This window comes from Micromonospora sp. NPDC051227, assembly GCF_044455385.1.
In the GTDB taxonomy this organism is placed as follows: Bacteria; Actinomycetota; Actinomycetes; order Mycobacteriales; family Micromonosporaceae; genus Micromonospora.
In genome coordinates, this window is record NZ_JBITET010000002.1 from 780,857 (window position 1) to 805,974 (window position 25,118).

General features: G+C 72.3%; 24 protein-coding genes, 1 pseudogene and 1 riboswitch. Of the genes and pseudogenes, 16 read left to right on the forward strand and 9 right to left on the reverse strand.

Annotation, left to right across the window (positions count from 1 at the left end; all coding sequences use genetic code 11):
- Positions 1-4: 4 nt before the first annotated feature.
- Positions 5-349, reverse strand: a pseudogene (locus ACIA47_RS07740) (HAD family hydrolase); the annotation flags it as partial.
- A gap of 337 nt (positions 350-686) precedes the next feature.
- Between ACIA47_RS07740 and ACIA47_RS07745 the strand changes: the two are divergent.
- Positions 687-2,057 (forward strand): YibE/F family protein, encoded by a 1,371-nt coding sequence (locus ACIA47_RS07745; protein ID WP_396706315.1) that lies wholly within the window; start codon positions 687-689, stop codon positions 2,055-2,057.
- Between the two features lie 166 nt (positions 2,058-2,223).
- Positions 2,224-2,354: riboswitch (cyclic di-AMP (ydaO/yuaA leader) on the forward strand.
- Positions 2,355-2,358: 4 nt separating this feature from the next.
- A complete protein-coding gene (locus ACIA47_RS07750) occupies positions 2,359-3,378 on the forward strand; it encodes a hypothetical protein (RefSeq protein ID WP_203121020.1) in 1,020 nt (339 codons plus the stop codon).
- A gap of 56 nt (positions 3,379-3,434) precedes the next feature.
- Here the strand turns inward: ACIA47_RS07750 and ACIA47_RS07755 are convergent, their stop codons facing one another.
- Positions 3,435-4,172: a carbonic anhydrase gene (locus ACIA47_RS07755; RefSeq protein WP_203121019.1), complete on the reverse strand. Its 738-nt coding sequence runs from the start codon at positions 4,170-4,172 to the stop codon at positions 3,435-3,437.
- Between the two features lie 226 nt (positions 4,173-4,398).
- On the opposite strand from ACIA47_RS07755, the gene ACIA47_RS07760 reads away from it, so the two are divergent.
- On the forward strand, positions 4,399-4,734 hold the full coding sequence (locus ACIA47_RS07760) for a MarR family winged helix-turn-helix transcriptional regulator (RefSeq protein ID WP_203121018.1): 336 nt from the start codon (positions 4,399-4,401) through the stop codon (positions 4,732-4,734).
- 51 nt (positions 4,735-4,785) lie between these two features.
- Positions 4,786-6,015 carry a type VII secretion-associated serine protease mycosin gene (gene mycP, locus ACIA47_RS07765; RefSeq protein WP_396706318.1) on the forward strand — a complete coding sequence of 410 codons (1,230 nt, stop codon included), beginning with the start codon at positions 4,786-4,788 and terminating at the stop codon, positions 6,013-6,015.
- Positions 6,016-6,111: 96 nt separating this feature from the next.
- Here the strand turns inward: mycP and ACIA47_RS07770 are convergent, their stop codons facing one another.
- The 3 genes from ACIA47_RS07770 to eccCa all read right to left on the reverse strand — a co-directional run bounded on the left by ACIA47_RS07770 (position 6,112) and on the right by eccCa (position 10,893).
- A complete protein-coding gene (locus ACIA47_RS07770) occupies positions 6,112-6,390 on the reverse strand; it encodes a WXG100 family type VII secretion target (protein WP_030329555.1) in 279 nt (92 codons plus the stop codon).
- A 25-nt stretch (positions 6,391-6,415) separates the two neighbouring features.
- Positions 6,416-6,724: a WXG100 family type VII secretion target gene (locus tag ACIA47_RS07775; protein ID WP_030329557.1), complete on the reverse strand. Its 309-nt coding sequence runs from the start codon at positions 6,722-6,724 to the stop codon at positions 6,416-6,418.
- 203 nt (positions 6,725-6,927) lie between these two features.
- The gene (gene eccCa / locus ACIA47_RS07780; RefSeq protein WP_396706320.1) at positions 6,928-10,893 is read right to left on the reverse strand and encodes a type VII secretion protein EccCa; all 3,966 of its coding nucleotides are present in this window, start codon (positions 10,891-10,893) and stop codon (positions 6,928-6,930) included.
- Positions 10,894-11,059: 166 nt separating this feature from the next.
- Here eccCa and eccD point away from each other — a divergent pair, with 166 nt between their 5' ends.
- Positions 11,060-12,457, forward strand: coding sequence for a type VII secretion integral membrane protein EccD (eccD, locus tag ACIA47_RS07785; protein WP_396706322.1), 1,398 nt, complete (start codon positions 11,060-11,062; stop codon positions 12,455-12,457).
- A 22-nt stretch (positions 12,458-12,479) separates the two neighbouring features.
- Here the strand turns inward: eccD and ACIA47_RS07790 are convergent, their stop codons facing one another.
- Complete coding sequence (locus ACIA47_RS07790) at positions 12,480-13,667, reverse strand: type VII secretion protein EccE (RefSeq protein ID WP_396706324.1); 1,188 nt, start codon at positions 13,665-13,667, stop codon at positions 12,480-12,482.
- 163 nt (positions 13,668-13,830) lie between these two features.
- Between ACIA47_RS07790 and eccB the strand changes: the two genes are divergently transcribed.
- The 8 genes from eccB to ACIA47_RS07830 all read left to right on the forward strand — a co-directional run bounded on the left by eccB (position 13,831) and on the right by ACIA47_RS07830 (position 20,421).
- Positions 13,831-15,450: a type VII secretion protein EccB gene (gene eccB, locus ACIA47_RS07795; protein WP_396706326.1), complete on the forward strand. Its 1,620-nt coding sequence runs from the start codon at positions 13,831-13,833 to the stop codon at positions 15,448-15,450.
- A gap of 46 nt (positions 15,451-15,496) precedes the next feature.
- Entirely contained in the window at positions 15,497-15,907 is a 411-nt protein-coding gene (locus ACIA47_RS07800) for a hypothetical protein (protein ID WP_366332639.1), read from the forward strand.
- On the forward strand, positions 15,900-17,192 hold the full coding sequence (locus tag ACIA47_RS07805) for a hypothetical protein (RefSeq protein WP_396706328.1): 1,293 nt from the start codon (positions 15,900-15,902) through the stop codon (positions 17,190-17,192). Before ACIA47_RS07800 ends, ACIA47_RS07805 begins: the two co-directional genes overlap by 8 nt.
- A gap of 244 nt (positions 17,193-17,436) precedes the next feature.
- A complete protein-coding gene (locus tag ACIA47_RS07810) occupies positions 17,437-17,757 on the forward strand; it encodes a hypothetical protein (protein WP_396706330.1) in 321 nt (106 codons plus the stop codon).
- Positions 17,758-17,919: 162 nt separating this feature from the next.
- Positions 17,920-18,738, forward strand: coding sequence for a hypothetical protein (locus tag ACIA47_RS07815; protein WP_396706332.1), 819 nt, complete (start codon positions 17,920-17,922; stop codon positions 18,736-18,738).
- Positions 18,739-18,771: 33 nt separating this feature from the next.
- The gene (locus ACIA47_RS07820; RefSeq protein ID WP_396706334.1) at positions 18,772-19,113 is read left to right on the forward strand and encodes a hypothetical protein; all 342 of its coding nucleotides are present in this window, start codon (positions 18,772-18,774) and stop codon (positions 19,111-19,113) included.
- Positions 19,114-19,145: 32 nt separating this feature from the next.
- On the forward strand, positions 19,146-19,553 hold the full coding sequence (locus tag ACIA47_RS07825; protein WP_396706336.1) for a pyridoxamine 5'-phosphate oxidase family protein: 408 nt from the start codon (positions 19,146-19,148) through the stop codon (positions 19,551-19,553).
- 223 nt (positions 19,554-19,776) lie between these two features.
- The gene (locus tag ACIA47_RS07830) at positions 19,777-20,421 is read left to right on the forward strand and encodes a C39 family peptidase (protein WP_091395184.1); all 645 of its coding nucleotides are present in this window, start codon (positions 19,777-19,779) and stop codon (positions 20,419-20,421) included.
- Positions 20,422-20,431: 10 nt separating this feature from the next.
- On the opposite strand, the gene ACIA47_RS07835 is transcribed toward ACIA47_RS07830, so the two are convergent.
- Complete coding sequence (locus tag ACIA47_RS07835) at positions 20,432-21,826, reverse strand: FUSC family protein (protein WP_396706338.1); 1,395 nt, start codon at positions 21,824-21,826, stop codon at positions 20,432-20,434.
- A 93-nt stretch (positions 21,827-21,919) separates the two neighbouring features.
- On the opposite strand from ACIA47_RS07835, the gene ACIA47_RS07840 reads away from it, so the two are divergent.
- Entirely contained in the window at positions 21,920-22,519 is a 600-nt protein-coding gene (locus tag ACIA47_RS07840) for a hemerythrin domain-containing protein (RefSeq protein WP_396706340.1), read from the forward strand.
- Positions 22,520-22,589: 70 nt separating this feature from the next.
- Here the strand turns inward: ACIA47_RS07840 and ACIA47_RS07845 are convergent, their stop codons facing one another.
- Positions 22,590-22,760 carry an antitoxin gene (locus ACIA47_RS07845; RefSeq protein ID WP_274527910.1) on the reverse strand — a complete coding sequence of 57 codons (171 nt, stop codon included), beginning with the start codon at positions 22,758-22,760 and terminating at the stop codon, positions 22,590-22,592.
- Between the two features lie 213 nt (positions 22,761-22,973).
- On the opposite strand from ACIA47_RS07845, the gene ACIA47_RS07850 reads away from it, so the two are divergent.
- Positions 22,974-24,074, forward strand: a complete 1,101-nt coding sequence (locus tag ACIA47_RS07850) for an AI-2E family transporter (protein ID WP_091395192.1) — start codon at positions 22,974-22,976, stop codon at positions 24,072-24,074.
- On the opposite strand, the gene ACIA47_RS07855 is transcribed toward ACIA47_RS07850, so the two are convergent.
- Positions 24,075-24,725 carry a dienelactone hydrolase family protein gene (locus tag ACIA47_RS07855; protein ID WP_396706343.1) on the reverse strand — a complete coding sequence of 217 codons (651 nt, stop codon included), beginning with the start codon at positions 24,723-24,725 and terminating at the stop codon, positions 24,075-24,077.
- Positions 24,726-24,915: 190 nt separating this feature from the next.
- Here ACIA47_RS07855 and ACIA47_RS07860 point away from each other — a divergent pair, with 190 nt between their 5' ends.
- Positions 24,916-25,110, forward strand: coding sequence for a hypothetical protein (locus ACIA47_RS07860; RefSeq protein ID WP_091395197.1), 195 nt, complete (start codon positions 24,916-24,918; stop codon positions 25,108-25,110).
- Positions 25,111-25,118 lie beyond the last annotated feature (8 nt).

Below are 25,118 nucleotides of genomic sequence, written 5' to 3' on the forward strand. Positions count from 1 at the left end.
CTCCTCAGCCCGGAGCGGGGTCGAGACGGACCCGACGCAGCAACTGCGCGTTGAGCGCCACCACGATGGTGGACGCCGACATCAGCACCGCGGCCAGCGCCGGGCTCAACGCCACGCCGGCCCAGGCCAGAACCCCGGCGGCCAGCGGCAGCGCCACCACGTTGTAGCCGGCCGCCCAGGCCAGGGCCGGCGCGTCGTTCACCCCGTCGCCGACCATCGCCACCACCAACCCCCGCCGCTGAAGCTCGGCCACCCGATCGTCCTTCTCCGCCGGCAGCACCTCGGCGAAGACCTCGTCGTGCCCGGCGTGCTTGTCGTGTGGCACGGGTTCGGCGTGTGGCGGGTGGTCGGGGTCGGGCGGTGACGGAGCGGGCATGGCTCCAACATGCCGCCTCGAGAGCCGCCACGCGAGCCGTTCGGCCGTCCGACACTCCGCCACGACCTGCAACCCCCGGACGGGCTGGCTAGCATCTCCCACGATGGCCCTCCGAATGCCGCTGCACAGTCGGGCACTGGCGCCGCCACGTCGTGGCGTCGCCCCCGGCCGACCGGGCCGAGCATGACCGTCCGTGATCAAGCGGTCGTCAGGCAGCGATCCGCCCCGCCGTCCGCCGCGTTTCCACCGCAACGGTGAACCGCCCGGCCCGCTGACCCGTATCCCGCACCGGATCGTTGGGAGTCTCGCTTTGGGTTCCGACCACACTCACAGTGCTCCGTCCGCCCCACCACGGGTGCGACGGATCCTCGTCGTGACGGTGGTACCCCTCTTCGTCGCCACAGTGCTGGCCGCGGTGCTGCTCTGGCCGCGCGGCGGGTCACCGCAGACCGATGGTGGTGCGGACGTGCCGCGCTACCCCGGCACTGTCACCCGGGTGGTGAGCGAGCCGTGCCCGCCGGTGCCGTCGGTCCCCGAGGGCACACCGAGGGTCGGCGACGGGCGGTGCGGCACTGTCGACGTCCGGGTGGACGACGGGCCGACCGCCGGCCAGCAGGTAAGGACACCGGTGCCCGACGGGCCCGGCGCACCCCGGGTCGAGGTCGGCGACGAGGTCATCCTGGTCGAGCTGGCCGACCCGACCGATCCAACCACCAGCAACTGGAACATCGCCGAGCACCAACGCGGCACGCCGATGGTGTGGCTGGCAGTGGTCTTCGCTGCCGCCATCGTCGCGTTCGGTCGGTGGCGAGGCCTGGCCGCGCTCGCCGGACTGGCCGCCAGCTTCGCCATCCTGCTCACCTTCGTGCTGCCGGGCATCAGCGCCGGCAGGTCACCGCTGCTGGTGGCGGTGGTCGGCGCGGCCCTGATCATGTTCGTGGTGCTCTATCTGACCCACGGGGTCACCGCACAGACCTCGGTCGCGGTGCTCGGCACCCTGGGCAGCCTGGTGCTGACCGGCGTGCTCGCCACCATCGCCACGGCCGCGACCCACCTCACCGGCTTCGGCAGCGAAGACGCCACCACCCTGTCGATGTTCCAGGGCGACGTGGACCTGCACGGTCTGCTGCTCGCCGGGATCATCATCGGATCGCTCGGGGTGCTCGACGACGTGACGGTCACCCAGGCGGCCACCGTCACCGAACTGGCCAACGCGAACCCCGGGCTGACCCGGTTGCAGCTGTACCGGGCGGCCACCCGGGTCGGCCGCGCGCACATCGCCTCCACTGTCAACACCATCGTGCTGGCGTACGCGGGCGCGTCACTGCCCCTGCTGCTCCTGCTCACCGCCGACTCGCGGCCGATCGGGCAGATCCTCACCAGTGAGTTCCTCGCGCAGGAGATCGTTCGCAGCGCGGTCGCCACCCTCGGTCTGATCGCCGCCGTGCCGCTGACCACCGGGTTGGCCGCTGTGGTGACCGCCGCCGGGCGTACCGCTGCCACGGCGTCCACCGACGCTGCCGCGCCCCGGCCCGAGCCGGACCGCAGCGAGGCACTGGCCGCACTCAGCTCACCGCGAACCGCCGGCTCCGACGAGCCGTACCGGACGCGGACCGCACCCCCATCCGAGGCCACCGACCGGTGGCCGGAGTCGAACAGGAGCACGGATACGGCATGGTGACACTCCTCAGCGTGACCAGATCGGGCATCCACCCTGAGAACCGCGTCACTGGTCACTCAACGCTATGGCGAAATGACGCTTTTGGTCGGCATCCAGGCGTAGCTCACCCGGTCGACTCTCGGGTAACCTCGCTGCCGGTTACCGATGAAGGCGCGAAGCGGCGCCTGCGGTGCCACCGCCCAATCGCCAACCGGCGAGCCGGGGACCCAGGTGCCTGGGGTGAATCCGCGTCAGCGGTAGGGGCCACTTCCGCCCCGAACCCGTCAGCTAACCCGGTCGGCGGTCGACGGAAGGGAACATTGTGACGGCACCCCTACGCCGCTGGATGACACCCGTGGTGGCCGTGATCGCCGCACTGACAGTGCTCGCCGGGCCGCTCCCAGCGCACGCCGCCCCGACGAACCCCACACCCTCCGGGCACGAGGAGGACGGCGAGCCCAAGCTGCTCAACGACGTCATCGAGCAGGCCAACCGCGACTACTCCGCCGCAAAGTCCAAGCTGGACAAATCCAAGAAGCGGCAGAGCGAGTTGGCCGCGGAGGTCGACCGGGCCAAGGCCGACCTGGACGCGTTGGCCCCGCAGGTCGGGCAGATCGCCGCCCAGGCGTACCGGACCGGCCGGATCGGTGCGGTCGCGATGCTGCTGGAGAGCGAAGCGCCCGACTCGTTCGTCCGGCGCGCCGGGATGCTCGACGAGATGAACATGGTCAACGAGAAGAAGCTCTCCGAGGTCAACGAGGTGAAGGCCCGCGCCGAGCAGGCCAAGCTGGCCCTCGACACCGAGGTCCGCGAGCAGCAGAAGCAGACCGCCCTGATGGCGAAGCGCAAGAGCGAGGCCGACAAGGCGCTCTCCCTCGTCGGTGGCAAGGGTTTCACCGGCGGTCTGGTGGATGCCACCTCCAAGGTCGCGAAGATCGGCCCGGGTCGCACGGCCGACGGTGACTGGAAGCCCCAGTCGTGCAGCGAGAACGACCCCACCACGTCCGGCTGCATCACGCCGCGCACGCTGCACGCGTACAAGGAGGTCAAGGCGGCCGGCTTCAACCGGTTCGTCGGCTGCTACCGCCCCGGTGGGCCGTGGGAGCACCCGAAGGGCCGCGCCTGCGACTGGTCGCTACAGAAGAGCGGGTTCTCCCCGTGGCACAACAACGACACCCGGACGTACGGCAACAACGTCGCCGCGTTCCTCATCCGTAACGCCGACCGGCTCGGCATCTACTACGTGATCTGGAACCGGCAGATCTGGTTCCCGGCCACTGGCTGGAGTTCGTACAGCGGGCCGTCGAACCACACCGACCACGTCCACATGTCGCTGCTCTGACCCGCACACCCCCCGTCGAGGGCCGTTCCGCGTGACGCGGAGCGGCCCTCGTCGCGTCAGACGGTGGCAGGCGTGGCCGGGTCGATCGACTCGGGCGATCCGGCCGGGGTCTCCAACGTCGCGAGGCCGGCCGGTACGGCGGCCACCGGGCGCACCGCTCCGGCGGCCAGCCGGTAGGACACCCCCACCACCGCGCACCGTCCCCGCGCCACCTCGCCGGCGAGCACGGGCGACTGCCCGAGCAACGTCTCGACGGTCTGGGCGATGTGGATGTCGACGATGCCGTCGATGTCGTCCACGCCCTCGGCCTCGGCCCGGCGCAGGCTGGGCAGCACGGCGTCGACCACCGCGCCCAGATGGCCACTCGGAGCGGTACCGGTCGCGGCGGACTCCCGGGCGGCCTGCACCGCACCGCACGAGTCGTGGCCGAGCACCACCACCAGCGGGACGCCGAGGACGGTAACCGCGTACTCGACGCTGCCGAGCACCTCGGGGCCGGCGGTGTGCCCGGCGGTGCGAACCACGAACAGGTCGCCCAGCCCCCGGTCGAAGATGATCTCGGCGGCCAGCCGCGAGTCGGAGCAGCCGACTATCACCGCGAACGGGTGTTGCCCGTCGGCCACGGCGGCCCGGCGCCCGGCATCCTGGTTGGGATGGCGCGGGGCGCCATCGACGAAGCGCCGGTTGCCGGCGACCAGCTCGGCGTACGCCCGGGTCGGCTCGCTGAGCGTGGTGGCCCGGTCGGTGGTCCGCTGCGGACCCGGCTGACCGCCGGCACTTCCGGTATGACTCATCCCGCACCTCGTCTCGACGCATCTGACCTGGTCAAACCGGCTTTCCGCCGGCCGGGCGGCGGGCGCTGGCTCGTGCTCCACCGTCACACGCACCGTAAGATGCGTCAAGGTATGCGTGATTTAGATTTCATACGTTGACTCGGGCCACCCCCTGGGCAACCTTCCCGGGGCACGGCGGACCAGACTCTCGCGAGGGCAGGCGGACATCCGGAAAGGCGGTCACACGATGGCGAGCACGGTGACGGACGACACCGGCGGCGGGCGGAACTGGACATTCCTCACCAATCACGGGCACGTCCTGCTGGCCATCGCCCGCGACCCGACCGCCCGGCTACGCGACGTCGCCGCCGAGGTCGGGGTGACCGAACGGGCCGCGCAGGCGATCGTCGCCGACCTGGAGGCGGGCGGTTACCTGCACCGCACCCGGGTCGGACGACGCAACGAATACACCCTCAACCCGGCCGGCCGGTTCCGGCACCCCGCCGAGGCCGACCGGCAGGTCGGCGACCTGCTCGCGCTGTTCGCCGACGCTTCCACAGCGAAGGCAGCGCCCCAGGCCTGACCCTGACCACCGGGGGCCGCTGACCGACGGTCGCGGCGGTAACCTTTGCGGGTGCGCGAATGCCCGCCGTTGAGCGCGACCCCGTCCCGTCGTGCCCTTCGCGGCGTCCTGAGTGGAACGCTGGCGGTCCTGCTCGGCGCCGGCCTGGTGGCACCCTCCCCCGCGACCGCCGCGCCGCCCCTCTGCGGTCCCACCGGCACCGACAGCCTGACCCAGATGCCGTGGGCGCTCCGCCGGCTGGAGCCGTCCTCGGCGTGGCCGCTGTCCCGGGGCGCCGGGATCACGGTGGCCGTGATCGATTCCGGAGTCTCCGCCGCCCACCCGCTCCTCAAGGGGCAGGTGCTCGAGGGTCGCGACTTCAACGGCCTGCCGGCCCGCCAGGGCCAGTGCGACGAGGCCGGGCACGGCACGCTGATCGCCGGCATCATCGCGGGCCGGGAGGGCACTGTCGTCCCCTTCAGCGGCATCGCCCCGGCCGCCCGCATCCTGCCGATCCGGGTTCTGCCGCAGCTCGGCGCGGTCAACAACCCGCAACTCCCCGCGCAGATCGCCGCAGCCATCGACTGGGCGGTCGCGCAGGGCGCCGATGTGATCAACCTGTCCCTGACCACGATTCCCCGCCCCGAACTGACGGAGGCCGTCGAGCGCGCGCTGGCCAAAGGGGTGGTGCTGGTCGCCGCCGCGGGCAACCGATCGGAAGATTCGCAGAACCTGCCGGGTTACCCGGCCGCGTACCCCGGGGTGATCGCGGTCGGCGGGGTGGACGAGCAGGGCGGCCACGTCGGCACCTCGATCAGCGGCGACTACGTCGACATCGCCGCGCCCGGGATGAACATCGTCGGGCCGGCGCCCGGAAACAGCGGCTACCGCACCGTGCCGGAGGGCGGCACCAGCTACGCCGCCGCGTACGTGTCGGGAGTGGCCGCGCTGGTCCGGGCCGCCTACCCCAGTCTCGACCCGCAGCAGGTCGCGGATCGGCTGAAACGCACCGCGGACAACCCACCCGAGGGCCAGAACGCCGACATCGGGCACGGGATGGTCAACCCGTACCGGGCGGTGTCGAGCCTGCTCGGCACCCGGGCGAACCCGCCGGCCGGCGCGCTCCCGGCGCCCGCCGTACGGGACGACCCGCTGAGCTGGCAGCGCCCCATCGCGATCTGGGCGGCGGTCATCGGCGGGTTACTCGCCGGGCTGCTGCTGGTCGCGCGACCGATCATGGCCCTTGGCCGCCGACGCGACTGGCGCCCCGGCCGACGCACCGACGCACCAACTGCCGGCTGAGCGGCGCACCGCAGCCCGACGCCTACGCCCGCCAACGCCAGACACAGAGCGGCTCCGGGCCGGGCGAACCGGACCGGAGCCGCTCGTGCGAATGCCTCAGCTCCACACCTTGGAGTTGCTCATCTCCGTGGTGAGGTAGTTTTCGCGGGCGATGCCCACGGCACCGCCGATCTCGTTCAGGATCCGGTTGATGTCCCGGACCGCCGCGTCCCACTTCGCCTGGTGCTGCTCGTAGGCAACCCGGTCCTCGCCGTCCCAGTGCAGCTTGGTCAGCATCGACCGCAGCGTGTCAAGCTTTTCCTCGAGGGTCTTCGAGATGGCCTGCATCTGCTGGTTGCTGCTCTCGAGGACCGCATAGTCAACTTTGATCGTCACGTTTTCCTCCTCTGCCGGCTACGGATCACGGGTTGAGAGCAGAGTGGAACTTGTCCAGCATCTGCTGCTGCTCTTCGTCGTTGACCTGGTGCGTCGTACCCGACTTGTCGAGCAGGTCAGCGATGCTGTCCATCGCCGTCAGCAGTTTGACGGTGTCCTCGTTCCAGCGCGTCATCAGCGACTGGAAGCCCGTGGACGCCTGACCCTTCCACGCGATGGCCAGGTCGTCGACCACGTTCCACAGCTTCTTCAGCTCGCCGTCGACCTCGCTGCGCGTGGACCGCACGTCACTCGCGGCGGTATGCAGAGTCGCAGCTTCGACCTCGAACGCCATGCTTCACACCCTTCCGTCTGTTGTGGTGGCGGCTTTGCCGCATCCTCCCCCGCGGCAAGGCAGCAACACCCCACCGACGGACACTCCTGTGAAGACCGTAGCGGAACGTGTCCAGCCCTCGCAGCCCTGACCGGTCACGTTCGATGGATGGTGGTGAATCGGGCCGGAACGGCCCACCACCCCCTACCGACGACCGACCGCGCTCAGGCCGGCTCGGACCAGGCGGTCTGAATCAGCTGCTGGCCATCCCGACGGCGAACCAGGGTGCCCCGACCGGGCGGCTGCGGGCTCGGCCGCAACGTGCCGAAGACCGCGCCCTCCTCCCGGTTGCCGGACATCAGCAGGCCCGGCGAGTCCAACTCGCGAAGCCGTTGCAGCACCGGCTCGTAGAGCGCCCTTGAAACACCACCGACGCGGCGCGTGACGATCAGGTGCAGACCGATGTCGCGGGCCTGCGGCAGCAGCTCCTGGAGGGCGCTCAGCGGGTTGCTGCCGCCCGAGGCCACCAGGTCGTAGTCGTCCACCAGGATGTAGAGATCCGGACCCTTCCACCAGCTCCGATCACGCAACTGGGCGGTGGTCACGTCCGGGCCGGGCAGTCGGTTGGAGAGCGCACTGCGGATCGATCCGAGCCCCTGGGCGAACGCCTGGTTCGACGGAGCGTAGTCGAGCAGGTGGTCACCCTCCACCGCCCCCAGCAGGCCACGCCGGTAGTCGGCGATCACCAGCCGGGCCTGCGCCGGCGTGTACCGCTCGGTGATCCCCCGGGCGATCAGCCGCAGCAGGTTGGTCTTGCCGCACTCCGCGTCGCCGAAGACCGTCAGGTGCGGCTCGTTGGCCAGGTCCAGGTAGACCGGCGCGAGTGCCGACTCGTTGACGCCGATCGGAAGACCGGGTGCCGAGCGGTCGATGATCCGGGCCAGCTCCGCCACCGGCAGCCGGCGCGGCAGCAATCGCACCTTCGGCGCCGGGCGACCCGGCCAGTTCGCCGCCACGTGCCCGGCCAGGGACAGCGACGCCTCGCTCAGATCGTCGATGTCGCGACGGCCGTCGATCCGTGAGATGGCGGTGAGGAAGTGCAGCTTGTCGCGGGTCAGGCCACGACCGGGCGACTTCTCCGGCACGTTGTTCGCCGCCCGACGGTCGATCTCGGACTCCGACGCGTCGCCGAGGCGCAGCTCCAACTTGGTGCCGAGCAGATCCCGCATGTTGATCCGGATCTCCGCCCACCGTACGGCGGTGAGCACCACGTGCACACCGAAGCCGAGGCCCCGGTTGGCCAACGTGGTGATGGTCTGCTCCAGCTCCTCGTACTCCTGGCGCAGGGTGTTCCACCCGTCCACCACCAGGAACACGTCGCCGAACGGGTCGTCGGCGAACTCGCCGGCGGCACGGCGACGGCGGTAGCTCGCCACCGAGTCGATGCCGTGCTGGGCGAAACGAGCCTCCCTCTCGTCCAGCACGGCGACCACCTCGGCCACCGTCCGGCGGACGGCCTCGACGTCGCGCCGACCGGCCACCCCGGCCATGTGCGGCAACCGCTCCATGCTGCGCAGCGCGCCCCCGCCGAAGTCCAGGCAGAAGAACTGCACCTCCCGTGGCGTGTGCGTGAGCGCCAACGAGGCCAGCAGCGTACGCAGCATCGTGCTCTTGCCGCTCAGCGACCGACCGACGATGACCACGTTGCCGCCGGCCCCGGCCAGCTCGACCATCATCGGGTCCCGGCGCTGCTCGTAGGGGCGGTCCACCACGCCGACCGGCACTGTCAGTCGCCCACGCCCGGGCCAGGAGGCGGTGCACAGCCCGTAGGTCGGGTCGACCGCCAGCGGGCCGAGCAGCTCACCCAGACCCGGCGGGTCGGCCAGCGGCGGCAGCCACACCTGATGGGCCGGGCGGCCCCGACCCTTGAGCTGGTCGATCAGCACGTCGAGCATCGCCACGGCCTTGCCGTCGGCCGGCTGCTCCGGCTCCGGGGCGGTGGCCACCGGCACCTGCGGAACCTGCACCGGAACGAAGTCGAGACCGTACGGCACGATCCGCCGCTGCACCAGCGCCTGCGAGGCGGAGGCCTGCTGCCCCGGCGCCCGGTACGCCCCCGACACGTACGCGGCCCGGAACCGCAGCATGGTGCTGGTGTCCGTCTTCAGGTAGCCGTGGCCCGGCGCGTTAGGCAGCTCGTACGCGTCCGGTACGCCGAGCACGATCCGGCTCTCCACAGCGGAGAATGTCCGCAGACCGATCCGGTACGACAGGTGCGTGTCGAGGCCCCGCAGCTTGCCCTCTTCGAGGCGCTGGCTGGCCAGCAGCAGGTGCACGCCGAGGGACCGACCCAACCGGCCGATCATCACGAACAGGTCGATGAAGTCCGGTTTGGCGGCGAGCAGTTCGCTGAACTCGTCACAGATGATCAACAGGCTGGGCATCGGCGCCAGCGGCTCACCGGCCGAGCGCGCCTTCTCGTACTCGAAGCGAGAGACGTAGTTGCCGGCCGCCCGCAGCAGCTCCTGCCGGCGCACCATCTCGCCGGCGAGCGCGTCGCGCATCCGGTCGACCAACGGCAGCTCGTCGGCCAGGTTGGTGATCACCGCGCTGGTGTGCGGCAGCGCCTCCAGCGAGGCGAAGGTCGCGCCGCCCTTGAAGTCGACCAGGACGAAGTTCAGTTCCTCCGACGAGTGGGTCACCGCCAACGCGGCCACCACCGTACGCAGCAGCTCGCTCTTGCCGGAGCCGGTCGCACCGATCACCAGACCGTGCGGGCCCATGCCCTCGTGCGCCGACTCCTTGAAGTCGAGCTCGACCACGTTGCCGTCCGGGCCGACGCCGAGCGGGATGCGCAGTCGGTCGCGGTGCCCGCGCGGGCGCCAGGTGTTCTGCACGTCCACCGCCGCGGCGTCACCGACGCCGAGCAGGTCCGGCAGCTCCGTGCTGCGGGCCAGCGGCTCGTCGCCGCCGGCCTGCTGCTGGGAGAGCCGGAAGGGGGCGATCTGTCGGGCCAGCCCCTCGGCGGCCTCGGCGCTGAGCCGGTCGGGCCGACCCAGCGTCGACGACGAACTGCCCCGGACCAGGTCGAGGGAGCTTCCATCATTCACGTCGAGGCAGAGCAGCCAGCGGCCGGCGTCGCGCGGCACCGTCCCGGAGAGGTCGATCACTGTGGCGCCGAGCAGCCCCGGGCCCACCAGCTGGCAGGTCGGTGAGATCTCCCCGCCATCGATCACCACGACCAGGTGCGGGGCGGTGGTCAGCGGCTTGGCCTCCGGCGCGAACCGAGGCCGCCCGCCCAGCTCGGCGGCGAGCGAGGCCTCGGCCTCGGCCAGGCTGGCGAAGACCAGCCGGCGCGCGCCGGCCGCGTCCGTACGACCGCTGTGGTGGGCGTGTGGCAGCCACTTCACCCAGCCCCAGGACGACTGCCGGTCTGGTGCGGCGACCACCGCGATCACCAGATCGTCCGGTGCGTGGAAGGTGGCCAGCTGCCCCAGCGCCGCCCGGGCCAGGTCGAGCACCGGCTCGCGGTCGCCGCGCAGCACCACCCGGCTGAACGCGCGCACCGACAGCGCCGTCGGTAGGTCGGGGACTGTGGAGTGTGCCCGGACGAACCGGCGAAGCGCGATGGCGCTCATCGGCTCCAGGTCCTCCACCGGCTTCGTCTCCGGTGGGACGATCTCCACGGCGAGTCGCTGCGGGCCGAGGGCGATCCGGGTCTCGCCGAAGTCGTCCTCGGTGATCCGCCGCTCCCAGAGTCGCCGGGAGGCGGCGATCGACCAGAGCGCGTCGGGCTCCGGGTGCCGCCAGGCCATCGCGGCCCGCTGCTGCTCGGCGGCGCGCCGGGTGCGCTTGCGCATCTGCGCCAGGTAGCGCATGTAGTCGCGGCGATCGGCGTTCAGCTCGGCCTTGTCCTTGCCACCGCTGTTGGCCAGCGAGCCGATCGCCATGCCGAGCATCGAGACACCGAACAGACCACCGGCGACGTAGGTCATCATGCCGCCGCCCCTACCGGCGTAGAGGAACGCCATGGCGCCGACCCCGCAGAACATCGGCAGGATCATGAGCAGCTGCCCCATCCCGCGGGGCGTCGGCTCGGGCAGCTCGGGAGGCGACTCCAGCAGCACCTCGCCGCGCGGTAAGGCCGGCCCCGGCTGACGCGGGAGCCGGCGGAACACCACCGTGCTCACGGCTGTCTCCTCCCCAGAAGCGGCCCTGATGACGTGCGGCCCGCGGAACACCGCCCGCGGGTGGGCATCGTACGTGCCGTCATCGTAGGTAATCTGCCGTGTGCGCGGTGGACCCGGACCGCAGCATTCCAGCCAGCCGATCACAGACGCACACCTGGAGGCCACTGTGGCGACGAAGACGGCGACCGGTGGTCTCAGCCGGATCACCATCGTGGCTCCGCGTACCCGGATGGACCTGGCGCTGCCGTCGGACGTGCCGTTGGCCGACCTGCTCCCCACCCTGCTGCGCTACGCCGGTGAGGACATGGCCGACGAGGGTGCGCGGCACGGCGGCTGGGCACTGTCCCGGTTGGGCGGTGCTCCCCTCGACGGTGGTCGTACCGCAGCGCAGCTCAGCGTCCGGGACGGTGAGGTGCTCTACTTCAACCCCCGGTCCGATGCCGCGCCGGAGATCGTCTTCGACGACGTGGTGGACGCGGTCGCCACCGCCACCAACCAGCGCCCCGGCGCCTGGCAGGTCGGCGCGACCCGCTCCTTCGCTGTGGTCTTCGCGGCGGCGGCGCTCGGCGCCGGCGCGCTTGCCGCCCTCTTCGCCGGTCCGCCGCACCTGCCCGGCGCGCTGGCCGCGCTGCTGGTCGCGGTGGCGCTGCTGGTGGGCGCGGCGGTGCTGTCCAGGGCCGCCGGTGACAGCGGCATCGGCGCGGTGCTGGCCCTGGTCGGCCTGGTGCACGCGGCCACCGGTGGTCTGCTGCTGCTCGCCGGCGATCGATCGCTGACCGACCTGGCCAGTCCGCATGTCCTGCTCGCGGCGACCGCCGCGGTGGTGGCCGGCGCGGTGGCCGTGCTGGCGGTCGGCGACCGGTACCCCCTCTTCTTCGCCGCGATCGGGGTCGCGGCCGCGACCGGCCTGGGCGCGGTGCTCTGCCTGCTCCTCGGCCTCGACGCGGCGGCCTCCGCCGCGGTGGTCGCGGCGGTCGCGTTCGGCGTGGTGCCGGCGCTGCCGATGATGGCCTACCGGCTGGCCCGGCTGCCGGTGCCGTCGATTCCGACCGGCCCGGAGGACCTGAAGACCGACAGCGAGTCGGTGGACGGCCGGCAGGTGCTCCAGCAGAGTGAGCGCGCCGACCAGTTCCTGACCGGTCTGCTGTGGACGGTGTCGCTGCTGGTGCTGGGCGCACAACTCGTGCTGGCACTGGACGGCCGCCTGCCCGCGGTCCTGCTGTGCCTGGTGCTGGCCCTGCTGGCGCTGCTGCGGGCCCGCCCCCTGCTGGGCCGGGCCCAGCGCACCCCGGTGCTGCTGGCCGGCACCGTGGGTCTGGGCCTGGCCGCCGCGACCACCTTCGCCGGTGGGTCGCTGGCGGTCCGGCTCGGCCTGATCCTGGGCGGTCTGGTGCTCGCCGCGGTGATCAGCCTGATCTACGGTCTGACCGTCGCCGGCAAGCGCATCTCGCCGGTCTGGGGCCGTCTGCTCGACATCGCCGAGATCCTGCTCATCATCTCGTTGGTGCCGCTCGCCTTCTGGGTCTGCGGCCTCTACGGCTGGATCGTCAACCTCCGACCCTGACCGTGCGCCGTCGCCGCACCGGTCAGCGCGACCGCGGACCGGTGGCGACGCCCAGCGCCGAGGCGACCGGAGCGGTGGCGTAGACGCCCGGAGCATGCTGACCGTCCATCGGCCGGGTCGACGCACCCACCCGGCCGGCGACATCACGAACCACCTTGACCAGGGCCTCGACGTGGTTGTCCATCGCCGCCACCCGCAGCAGCGGTGCCGCCACCCGACCGTCGGACGAGACGGTCACGGCCACCGTGTGCGACGGCGCCGAGGTCGCTGTGATCGCGTCCACGAGCGGACCGAGCGGCGCGTCGAAGCGGCCCCGCAGAGCCATGCAGCGGTGCGTCCAGCCGCCGCCGCGCAACCCATGCCAACTCTCCGCCGGCGCCTCGGGCACCAGGTCCAGACCGGCGGCCGAGACGATGGCCGCACGTAGCTCCTCCCGGCCCAGCGGGCGATGAGCCAGCCCCGCCGACGTCAGCGCCTTGCCGAGCCGGCCGATCCCGGCCGCCACCGTCCGGTGTACGCCGGTCAGCCCGCCGCCGCGGCTCACCGCCTCGACCCGAGCGTCCCGGACGGTGAGCCGCAGCGCCACCCACACGGTCCGGTGGGCCGCCGGCGGCGCACCGGGTGCCGGGTACCAGACCAGCGTGTGCGCGACGACCTGGGCCCGGGAGACCGGGGCGCTGAAGTCCGCGAGCACCCGCAGCGCGCGGTCCACGGCGGCGGCGTCGACAGAGCTGACCGCCGCACCGGTCGCGGACTGCAGGGCGACGGCGGCGAACCAGCCCTGGTCGTCACGCCCGATGCCGAGCCGGGTGCCTCGGTCGGTCAACTCGATGACGCTCAGCTCAGGGGCGAGCGCTGCCAACCTCGGGTCGGTCGCCGTGCCGCTGGCCAGCGCGGCCGACGCCAGCTCACCGCGTCGCCGCAACCGTCGGCGCAGCAGCAGGTCCTCGAACCACCAGCGGCCACCCCGACGGGCGAAGACCGCCAGGACGACCAGCAGCGCCGCGGTGCCCGCCGCGGCGAGCACCCAGCTGGGTCCGGCCGTGGCGGCCCAAACGCCGACCACGCACAACTCCAGTACGACGAGCTGCCCGACCAGCACGGGGCCGACCCGCCCACGGCCGGGCCGCTCGGCCGGGGGCACCGGCCGGGTCGGAACGTCGACAGGGTCCGTGACCGCTCGGGCGGGTGGCGCCTGAACCTGCGTCATCGCTGACTGTCCCTCCTGCACGGTACGACTCTGCGCCGGGTCTCCTCCGGTGCCGGCCACGAGCGGTGGTCCCAAGAAACCACCGTCGGCCCCTTATCGTAGGGAAGCCCGCGACGGCACCCCGACCCTGATCGTCGCGGATCCACCCTGCCGGAGGTAAGTCATGCGGACCCGCCGCGATCAGGTGCAGGCGTACCGCTTCGTCACCCGCCGCATCGTCTCCGCCTTGCTGTCGGGCGATCCGGAGACCACCAACCTGCCGATGCGACGGCTCGGCATGGCCGTCTTCGGCAGTGTCCTCACCGCGGCCATCGTGCTCGGCGGGGTGGGTGCCTACGGCCAGTTGACCGGTGGCGCGGCGCCGCTGGACGACCAGACCCTGGTCATCGAACGGGAGACCGGCGCGACGTACGTGTTCATCGAGGGCAAGTTGCACCCGACGCTCAACTACACCTCGGCGCGCCTCATCGTGAACGACGCGAGTGCCCAGGTGCGGACGATGTCCCAGGCGTCGCTGCGGGACCGGCCCCGCGGCGTCACCGTCGGCATCGTCGGGGCACCGGACGCCCTGCCGGACCGCAAGTCGCTGACCGGGCTGCCGTGGTCGGTCTGCGATGTGCCCGACCCGGTCGACCGACAGCGGTCCAGCACCCGGCTGGTGATCGACCGGGCGCTGCCCGGCGGCACGCCGCTGGGTGACCGGGCGGTGCTGGTCTCGATGAACGACCAGCGGTACCTGGTCACCAACAACACCCGACTCCAGCTACTCGACCCGTCCCGCACGATCACGGCGCTGCGGATGGCCGGCACCGAGCGACTCCAGGTCGGGCAGCAACTGCTCAACGCCGTGCCGGCCGGGCCACCGCTGCGCCGACCGTCGCTGCCCGGTGAGGGCGAGCCCAGCAGTCGCAAGGTGGCCGGGCAGTCGCACGACGTCGGTTCCGTGTTCAAGGCCGCCGGGCGGCACTACGTGCTGACCCGGGACGCTCTCGTCTCGATCAGTGAGATCACCGCTCTGCTGCTCGTCAGCAACGGCGGTCGGATCACCGACATCACCCCGAACCAGGCCAGCGAGGCGTTCGAGGAGCGGCGGATCGAGGAGGAGGGGGTGCCCCCGACGATGCCCGCCCTCTACCCGGCCCAGCCCGGTCAGACCACGCTGTGCGCGACGTACCGCAAGGACAGCTCGGGCGGCCCGCCGACCACCACCCTGGAGGTCTTCGACCGGGTGCCGAACGAATTGACCGACAGCGATCCTGGCCTGGTGCCGGTGCGTCAGACCAGGCGCGACGCCGTACGCACCGCCGAGGCGGTGCTGCTGCCCGGCGGCAAGGGTGTCATCGCGCAGGCTTCGCCCGGCGCCGGGACCAGCGGGTCCGGCGCCGCCGGGTCGACGATCTACCTGATCAGCCCGCAGGGCATCCGGTATCCGCTCGGCTCGGCGGCGACACTGGACGTGCTCGGCTACGGCGGGATCACCCCGCTGGCGGTGCCCGGCTCCCTGCTCGCGCTGATCCCGACCGGGCCGACTCTGGACCGCGAGGACGCCTTCGCCGTCTTCGCTCCCGACGGGCCGGCACCGTCCGCACCACCGTCGGCCGCGCCGAGGTCGGGCTCACCATCCGCCGCGCCACCCTCGGGCACGCCGTCCGCGGCGCCACCGTCGGGGTCTTCGTCCGCCGCGCCACCGTCGGGGTCTACACCGTCGAATCCGGCCAGTGGCCCCCCGTCGAGCGGCGGGACCGGCGGGGGGTCCACGGAATCGACCGGCGCCGACGGCTGAGCAGCTTCGGCGGGTCGCCCGGAGTCGCACTGGTGGACTAACCTGGATGTCGCTGACGGTTGTCAACCAGAACGACGGGGATGTTGCCATGGCCGGGCGTACGGAAGTCGACCTGTTGTCCCTTGAGGACTTCCACGAGCACCTGGCGTCGCGGTTGAGCCAGGCCGAGTCGGTGCTGCGCAAGCTCAACACCGAGATGCAGTGCCGTCCTCCGGCGCTGGGCTCGTTCTTCGACGCCACCGACAAGGCGCGTCGCTACAGCGAGGTGCACCAGTCCTATGTCGACCAGGCCGAACGGATCCGGCAGGCGGTGCTGGCTGCGCAGCAGGCGACCAGCACGATCCTGAGCAACTACCGCACCGCCGAGGCGCGTAACGCGGCCAACGCCGACGACGTCACGGCAGCGCTGACCCCTGTCGACCGGGCGTTGCAGCCGAAGGAGGACGGGCGTGTCTGAATACACCCAGCGCTACCAGGGCAGCAGCCACCAGCAGCTGTACGACGGCCTGATGGCGGGCAAGCCGGAGCAGATCGAGGGCGTGGCCACCCAGTGGGCCGAGCTCAAGGGCATCCTCGACGGCCTCGGCCGGGAGTTGAGCGGCGACCTCGACAAGCTCGCCAACACGTGGACGGGTTCGGCGGGTCTGGAGTTCCATCGGCGACTCAGCCTGATCGTCGCCCACACCGACGCGTTGGGCGAAGGGATGGCCGGCATCAAGCAGGGGTTGACCATGATGGCCGACCATCTGCGCGCCGCCCACAAGCAGGCCGAGAGCCCGGAGGAGACCGACGACAACGACAAGGCGATCGGCGGTGCGATCAAGGGTGGTGCGGCCTTCGGTCTGACCGGTCTGATCGTCGGGGGCATCGCGGGTCACCAGCAGGACAAGGCCGAGCAGGAGAAGGCCCACCAGCGGATGGTCAACCTGGTGGCCGGCCTGGCCAACAGTTACGAAATCTCCGCCTACGACCGGGTGGTCGAGCCGCCTCCGCCCGACCCGGATACTCCGAGCACCGCCCGCAAGGATCCGACGACGCCACAGAGTGTCTCGGCCATCGCCAGGGTGTCCGGCGGCCCCAACACCGGCGCTGGCACCGCGCACACCGGCGACGCGAGCATCTCGTCGCCCGACCGGGTTGCCCAACTGCCGGGCGACGGTTCGACTCCGGGTGAGGTCGGCTCGGGCACCGGTGGCAGCCCGGCTGTCGGCGCCGCTCCGATCGGCGCTGGCAGCGACCTCGCCGACCGCGGCACCTCCCTCGCCGGAGCGGACCCACTGGTCGGCGGCGCGCTGCTCGGCGGCGGTGCCGCCGGGCTGGTCGGGCTGTCCGGGCCGGCGAGCGCGCCCACTGCGGCGAGCACCGGTCCCGGCCTGCTCTACGGGGCACAGGGCGGGTCACCGGCCGGCGGGGTGTTGCGCAGCGGCGCGCTCGCGGGTTCGGGCAACGCGGCCCCCGCCTCAGCTCGGCCGACCGGTGGTGGTGCCGCCCCGGCGGAGAGCCGCGCCGCCAACGGGGTCGGGCGCAGCATCGACGGCCAGCGCGGTGGGAGCGGCGGCCGTGCGGCCGTGGCCGGTGGCAACGCGCGGCCCGGGTCCGGCGGCCGTCCCGGTGTGCTCGGCGGGCACGGTCGAGCGCAGGACGACGACTCCGACGACCGGCTGACCTGGTTGACCGAGGACGAGATGGTGTGGCAGGGCGACGACAAGGCCGCACCCCCGGTGCTCGGCACCGGCGACTGACCGCGGTCCGCTGCCAGCACGCCCACCCCACCGGCGGTCCCGCCTTGACGATGCACAGTGCCCCCGATCGGACCGACGCGGTCGGGGGCACTGCCGTTCCCGGGCCCCGACCGACGGCGTCCACAGTGCGCATGGTGGTGGCGGTCACTCCCGCCCGGTCCTTCGCCGTGCTGCGGTAGGCCAGGACGGGCGATAGGTTGGTTGGGTGTCGTCCGCAGCGTCTGTCCGCCCAGCCAGGTGGGTTGTGCTGCGGTCACTGCGGGAACTGACCCGTCTGGCGGTCACCGCGCTGGTGCTCGCGGTCGGCCTCGGTGCCGCTCTCGCCGCGACCCCACCGCCCGCCCCCACGCAGCTGCGGCCCAGTGCCGTGAGCAGCCGGGTGGCAAGTGTCCGCCCCGACGCCGGCCCGGCCGACCAGCGGGCCGCCCAGCCCGCTGAAGCCCCGCCGGCCGGCACGCTCGATACCGCCACGGCGACCGGTCCGGTCTCGGCGGGCCCCGTGCACGTCCCGGCCATCGATCCCGGCCGTGGCACTCCCGCGCGACGCGGCCCGCCCGCCCGCTGAGCCAGGCCCGGCGACCCCCCGGGGCCCGATCCCGGCTGATCCTCCCGCGCGGCACCTGACGTTCGCCGTCGACGGGACGACCCCCGGCCACGGGCCGACCGGTGCTACCGGGCCCTTCTGCCGCCCGTCGATACCCGCCTTCGACCGCGAGGTGCTGATCTCATGCAAACCGTCCTCTCCGCCGTCCTGCCGGACCTATCCCGGGCCGCCGTCATCTGGCTGAGCCTGCTCGGGGTGGTAGCCGTCGCCGTCTCCGCTCTCCTGCTGCGGCCCGGCCGGTTCCGCTTCGACCCGGGCTCGCGGATCCGCCGCGCCGCCATGCCGAGCCAACTCGAGCAGGCGCAGGAGGAGCGGGAGCAGAGCCGCTACGCGCAGGAGGTCGCCGTGGCCGCGGAGCGGGCGACCACCACAGTGCGGCGTCGCCGGGCGGAGTGGGTGGCCGCGCAGGAGGCGGTCGAGGCGGCCTGGCTGGCGTACGAGGCGGCCGAGGCTGGCGTACGGCGGCTCGACGCGGCGGCCGCGATGCCGCTGCCGCACACCACACGGACCCCCGCCGAGTACGCGGACCGCGAGCGCTACCTGCACCGGGCGGCGCTGGATGCGTACTGGCGGCGGGAGCTGTCGGTGGAGCAGCTCAGCGATGTCTTCGCGCACCGCGACGGCTGGGACCCGCGACTGCACCCGGTCGAGCAGGAGTTGGTGCTCCAGCGGGCGATCCGGGACAACCTGGCTGCCCGGCACGCCGCAGCCCGCGAGCGGGAGCAGGCCGCGTGGCGGGCGGCGGAGTTGGCGGTGGCCGCGGCTCGCAGTCTGCGCGAGGAGGCGCACGCCGCGACCGGACGACGGGTCGCCGAGTCGGCGTCGGTGCTGCCGCTGAGCGAGGTCGCCCGACCGGTGGGCGCGCAGCCCCGGGAGAACCTCGAGCAGACCCGGGAGAACAAGGTGACCGCACGCGGCCGTGCGACGGTGCCCGCGTTCTGAGCCGCGCGGGCTCGGGTGGGTTAGCGTGACGGCATGTCCCGACAGGCGTGGGTCCTCGTGGTGATCGCCAGCATCCTGGCGCTCGCCACACTGGTCGGTGCCGTGGTGCTGGCCGTGCGGGTGGTGCGTACCCGGCGGCTGCTGACCGGGCTGGGCGCGGGCGGCAAGGTCGCCTTCTACGGGGCGCTGATCTACACGATCTTCCCGGTCGATGTGCTGCCGGACCCGATCTACCTGGATGACATGGGGGTCCTGGCCGCCGCGCTGCTCTACCTGACCCGGCTGGTGCACCAACGTCGCGCGGCGGGTCGCCAGCTGCCCGGTCAGCCGGATGCCCCGCCGGATCGGAACCAGGTGCGCCGCCGCGTGCCATGATCGGGGTCGGTTCGGTGGACAGGGGACGGGGCATGACGGGCGATCATCGGTTGGACGTGCACGATGAGCGGGTTGTCGCCTTCTGCGCCGAACGGCACCTGGCGACGCTGACCACCCTGCGGGCGGACGGCACCCCGCACGTCGTACCGGTCGGGGTGACTCTCGACCCGGCGGCCGGCCTGGCCCGGGTCATCACCTCCGGCGCCTCCCGGAAAGCCCGTCAGGTGGCGGCTGCCGGCGCGGCGGGCGCGGCGGTGGCCGTGTGCCACGTGGATGGCCGCCGCTGGTTGACCATCGAGGGCCGCGCGGTGCTGCGGTCGGATCCGGCCGCCGTGGCGGAGGCGGAGCGGCGGTACGCCGAGCGGTATCGGACACCGCGTCCGAATCCGGAACGGGTGGTCATCGAGATCAGCGTGACCAGGCTGTTGGGCAGCCTCTGAGCTGACCGTGTGTCCCCGATGACCGGTTCGGGTCAGGCAGGGATGCCGCGCGGGTGACGGTGCCCGCAGCCGACGGAATTCTCCGTGGAGCAGAGCGGTTACGCCCTCGGTACGCCAGGGCCGAGACCACAGATGGTCGGCCCCCGTGTTGCGCCGAGCGCCATTCCCGGTGCTGCCGCCCTCCGCTGGCCGGAGGCGCCAACCCCCGAACGGAGACTCGACCATGAACCCGATCGTCCAGAAGAGCGGTCTGTCCGTCGTCGGCCTGCTGGTGGCCGGCGGCTGCGCCCTCGGCCCGGCGGTGGCCGCGCAGGCCGCCCCGGCTCAGGCCGCTCCGGCCTCGTCGAGCCAGAACGACCGGCACGCCGAGCGGATCCTCGGCGTCGACTACCAGGCCCAGCCGAACTTCTACTACTGCGGCCCGGCCGCGACCCGGATCGCGTTGTCCGCGCAGGGCAAGGCGCTGTCCCAGGACGAGGTGGCCCGGCTGCTCGGCACCACCGAGGCGGGTACCCCCTCGGCTCTGGACACCACCCGGGTGCTGAACGAGCTGACCGGTGGCAAGTACCGGACCACCGAGATCCGTGATTCGGTGGCCCGCCCCGACCAGGTCGAGCAGCTGCGCCGTGACGTGCTGGCCGCGGTCGACGCCGGCCGCCCGGTGGTGGCCAACATCAAGGGCACGACCGTGGACACCGACGGCAACCCGCACTCGTACGAGGGTGGCCACTACCTGACCCTCGTCGGCTACCGCGACGGTGGTGACACGATCCGGGTCGCCGACCCGGCCGACCCGGCGTTGGGCGAGTACTGGATGAGCCTGCCGAAGGTCGCCAACTGGATCGCCGAGCGCGGCTACTCCTCCTGATCAGAACGGTTCACCGGGCCGGCCTCTCCCCTGCGGGGAGGCCGGCCCGACCGTCGTCACGGGCCCGGGCGGCGAGGTGGGCGCGTCGACGAGCTCGGGCGGCCCGCGTCGGTCGGGCCCGGTGCAGTTGTCGGCGGACCGGCGGGTGGATCTCCGCCTCGCCTGCTCCGGCCGCCCGGCGCACGATCCGGTTGGCGTCTTCGGGTTCGGAGCCGGCGGCCCGGAGCAGGTCGCTGGCCGCGGTGCGCAGTCCGGTGACGAGGGATTCGCCGAACGGCTTGACGCCGGCCGCGGAGGCCCGCCCGGCCAACTCGGCGCACTCCTCGACCAACCGGCGGGTGCGCCTGGGGTCGTCACCGACCCTGCACTCCACCCGCATCTCCGCCACCGCCTGACCCAACCGGCCCATCGCATCCGGCAGCCCCGGCGGAATCGGCTCGTCGTACTGCAACGCGGTGGTCGACCAACGCGCCATGGCCCGGCTGTCCAGCAGCAGCCGTTCCAGGTGACCCGCGCTGCGGGCGTAACGGTGGTACTGCTGCCGACGGTGCCAGCGCACCGGGGCGATCGTCACCACCTCCTCTGCGCCGCTGAGCGCATCGTGCAACCGGCCAAGGTCGTCCTCGGTGCCGCGGAGCCGCTCCAGGACGCCCATGGTTCCGGCGCCGTCGCGCTCGCGCAGCGCCCGCGCCAGCTCGGCGAGTTGCTCGCAGAGGATCGTGAAGATCGGTGCCGCGGCGCGGTCCAGCACCCGCATCGGGTTGATCGGCAACAACAGCGCGACCACCACCAGGCCGACCGCCCCACCGACGAGCGCGTCGAAGATCCGGGGCACCTCCAGGCCACGCTCCATCGGGGCCAGCGTGGCGATCAGCACGGCGGTACCGCCGGCCTGACCGACCAGCGGACCACCCTTCCCAGCAACCAGCAACGCGGCGGCGATTGCCAGCGCCACCACCACGCCGGTCTGCCACGGGCCCGAGCCGAGCAGGAATCGCAGCGTGTCCCCGATGATGATGCCCAGGGCCACGCCGCCCAACAGTTCAAAGGTCCGGCGGGCCCGCTGCCCGATGGCGGTGGCGATCGTACCGACGGCGGCGGCGGGAGCGAAGACGTGCGATCCCTGGCCGAGCAGGTTCTTGGCGAGCAGGGCGGCGATCGCAGCGGCCAACCCGGCCTGGATGGAGATCACCAGGGTGACCTCCCACTGCCGGGCCCTGATCCGACCGGCCTGCCCGCCACGGTGCCGCACCCGCCGGACCGTCCGCTCGGCGGTCTCGTCGAACCGCGACTGATCGCGGTCGGCGGGTGGGCGGTCCTCGGCCATGGCGGCGGTTACCCCGGCGACGGCCGGGCAATCGCGGTGGCTCGGCAGCACCGCCACCGCGGGCACCATCGGCCTCATGGAACACATCGTCAACCGTGGGTTTGTGCAGCCCCGTGGGGGTACCAGAGCCACACACCTCCCACCGATCCGCAACCGGTAAGGGGCCGTAAGATGACCAATCCACCGAACGATGACGACCACGATGCCGTCGACATCCTGGTCTCCGATCATCGTGAGATCGAGGCAGTTCTCGTCGAGTTGGCGGCCCGGCAGGGCACCCCCGAGCACCGCCGGCGCCTCGCCGACGTGGTGATCGCCGAACTCGTCCGCCACTCGGTGGCCGAGGAGGCGTACGTGTATCCGATCGCCCGAAAGGTGCTGCCCGACGGCGACGAGATCGCCGACCGGGAGATCGCGGAGCACGCCGACGCCGAGCGGACCATGAAGGAGTTGGAGTCCGCCGACCCGTCCGACCCCCGCTTCGACGAGCTGCTCGCCCAACTGACCAGCACCGTCCGACACCACGTGGCGGAAGAGGAGAAGGAGCTCTTTCCCCGGCTGCGCGCCGCGACGGCCCGGGAGGAGTTGGTCGAGATTGCCGCCCGGGTGACGGCGATCAAGAAGATCGGGCCGACCCGGCCACATCCGGGGAGCCCGGTGCACCCACCGGCGAACAAGCTGCTCGCCCCCGGCATTGGTCTCGTCGACCGGTTGCGCGATGCGTTGAGCGGCCGGCCCACCTCGATGGACGAGCTACGCGACAAGCGCTGACCCGCCCATCATCCGGGCCCGGCACTCCCGGGTCGCCGACGGCTCGGCGGCCCGGGAGAAGCGCGGCGGGTCAGCGGACCTGGTCGCCCTCACCAGTGCGCGCCTGAGCCTGGTCCACGCCCTTGTCGATCTGATCGTCGTACTTGCCGCCGGTGCGCTTGTCGGCCATGTCGCCGGCCTTCTCCGCACCCTGGTCGACCTGCTTGTCATGCTTGTCCGCGAAGTCCTTGGCCTTGTCCATGAAGTCGCCCACGGAATTCCTCCTCAGTCCGGTCCGTCCCCTTCGCGTTCCCTCGGCCCGACCGGGCAAACGTTGTCGTTCCGGATGCGATTCGCGAACACCCACCCGCGTCACTGCGGCCGGCGTACGATCCGCGCGGGTGATGGCCAGCGAATCGGGTGTCGGGGGACGACCGACCGGGTACCGACCTCGTCGACATCGAGGAGGACCGACATGGCCGCAGAGGAACCCGGACCGACAGGCAGCCCTGGGCCGCGCCAGACCTGGGCGGCGCTGCCGTGGCTGGTCCGGACGGCGGTGTTGTGGAGCGCCTGCCTGGTGGTGATCGCCGCGGGGCTCTACCTGCTCGGTCGGATCGCCGTCCTGTTGGCGCCGCTGGCCATCGCGCTGGCCGCCACCATCTTCCTCACCGCGCTGCTCGATCCGGTCCTGCTGCTGCTGCGCCGGTTGCGCCTGCCGGCGGCGCTGGCCGCGCTCTGCACCGTACTGCTGCTGCTCGGCATCCTGGTCGGCGTCGGCGCCCTGGTGTGGAACCTGACCGCCAGCCAGTTCGATCAGCTCAGCCAGGAGTTGACGCAGGGCGTCGAACGCAGCCGGGACTTCGTGACGTCCACCCTGCCGGTCAGCGAGGCACAGCTGGACCGGCTGGTCGACCAGGCCCGGGAGGGGCTCAGTGGCAGCTCTCCGGACCCGGTGGCCGGTGCCCGGACCGCCACCGAGGTGTTCGGCTCCGCGCTGCTGGCTCTGGTGCTGCTCTTCTTCCTGCTCAAGGACGGCCGGTCCATGTGGCACTGGGTGCTGTCCCGGGTGTCCGGCCCGAACCAACCAGTGCTGGCCGAGGCCGGCCGCAACGGTTGGCAGACGTTGGGCGCGTACAGCCGGGGCACAATGTTCATCGCCGCGATCGACGCGCTGGGCATCGGGCTGGCTCTCGTGGTGCTGCGGGTGCCACTCGCCCTGCCGCTGGCGTTGATCACGTTCCTCGGCGGGTTCGTGCCGATCATCGGGGCGACGGTGGCCGGCGCGGTGGCGGTGCTGGTGGCGCTGGCCGCGAACGGTCCCACCACCGCGCTGCTCACCCTCGCGGCGGTGATCGCCGTTCAGCAGATCGAGGGCAACCTACTGGAGCCGCTGGTCATGAAGCGCCAGGTCCGACTGCATCCGGCGGTGATCCTGGTGGCGGTCACCGCGGGCACGCTGATCGCGGGCATCGCCGGTGCCTTCGTCAGCGTCCCGATCACCGCCGTCCTCTGGCGTGTCATCGACACCGTCCAACAGCGCCGCTCGGCCTCGGCTCTCCTGCCCTCAGACTGATCACCGACCGAGGTACGTGGTGAACCAGGTGCCAGCCTGATCGGCGACCTCCTCCAGGGTGCCGGGCTCCTCGAAGAGATGGGTTGCGCCGGGGATCACGCGCAGCTCGCCGACCTCTCCCAACTCGGCCAGCGCCCGCTCGTTGAGCGTGATCACCTCTTCGTCCAGCCCGCCGACCAGGAGCAACGTCGGGGTACGCACCTGGGCCAGCGCGTCTTCGGCCAGGTCCGGCCGACCACCCCGGCTGACCACTGCGGCCACCCGATCGGCGCGGGACGACGCCGCGACCAGGGCAGCGGCAGCACCCGTGCTGGCACCGAACAGACCGATCGGCACATCGCCGGCAGGACGCTCGACGGCCAGCCAGTCGACGATCCCGGCCAGCCGGCTGGCCAGCAGCCCGATGTCGAAGCGCAGTTCGGCTGTTCGCGCATCCACCTCGTCCTCGGCCGGGGTGAGCAGGTCCGCCAGCACCGTGCCGAGCCCACGGCCGTTCAGGGTCCGGGCCACCGCCACGTTGCGCGGGCTGTGCCGGGAACTGCCGCTGCCGTGCGCGAACAGCACCACGCCGACCGGCTGGGCGGGCAGCGTCAGGTCGGCGGGGAGTTGGGCGTCCCCGATCGGAATGGTCACGCTGCGCTGCTCGTCCATGCCCCACCTCCGCTTACTCGCCGGTGGTCCGGTTACCCCGCCCGCCGCCGGGCACGCACGCCGCGACGGCGTCACCCCGGGCCGTGGGCCCGCCGCCGGGCCGCGTTTGCCCGCGGAGGCGCCGGGTACGCGACGAGCGACCGCAGACCGTGTCGGCGCAGCCGCGCCCCGACGGATCGCGAGGATCGCCATGGCCAAGCAGCAGATATCCCGGCAGCAGCAGCTGACCGAGCGAACCCAGCGTGAACAGGACGCCGAGCGCAACCAGGACGTCGGGGACCAGGATTTCGGAGACCAGGCCGCTTCGGCCCGGCTGCCCGACGACCCGAAGGCGGCGGCGCCCCGGGACGCGATCGGGCGCCCGTCAACCGGCGAGCCGGTCTGACGAACTGG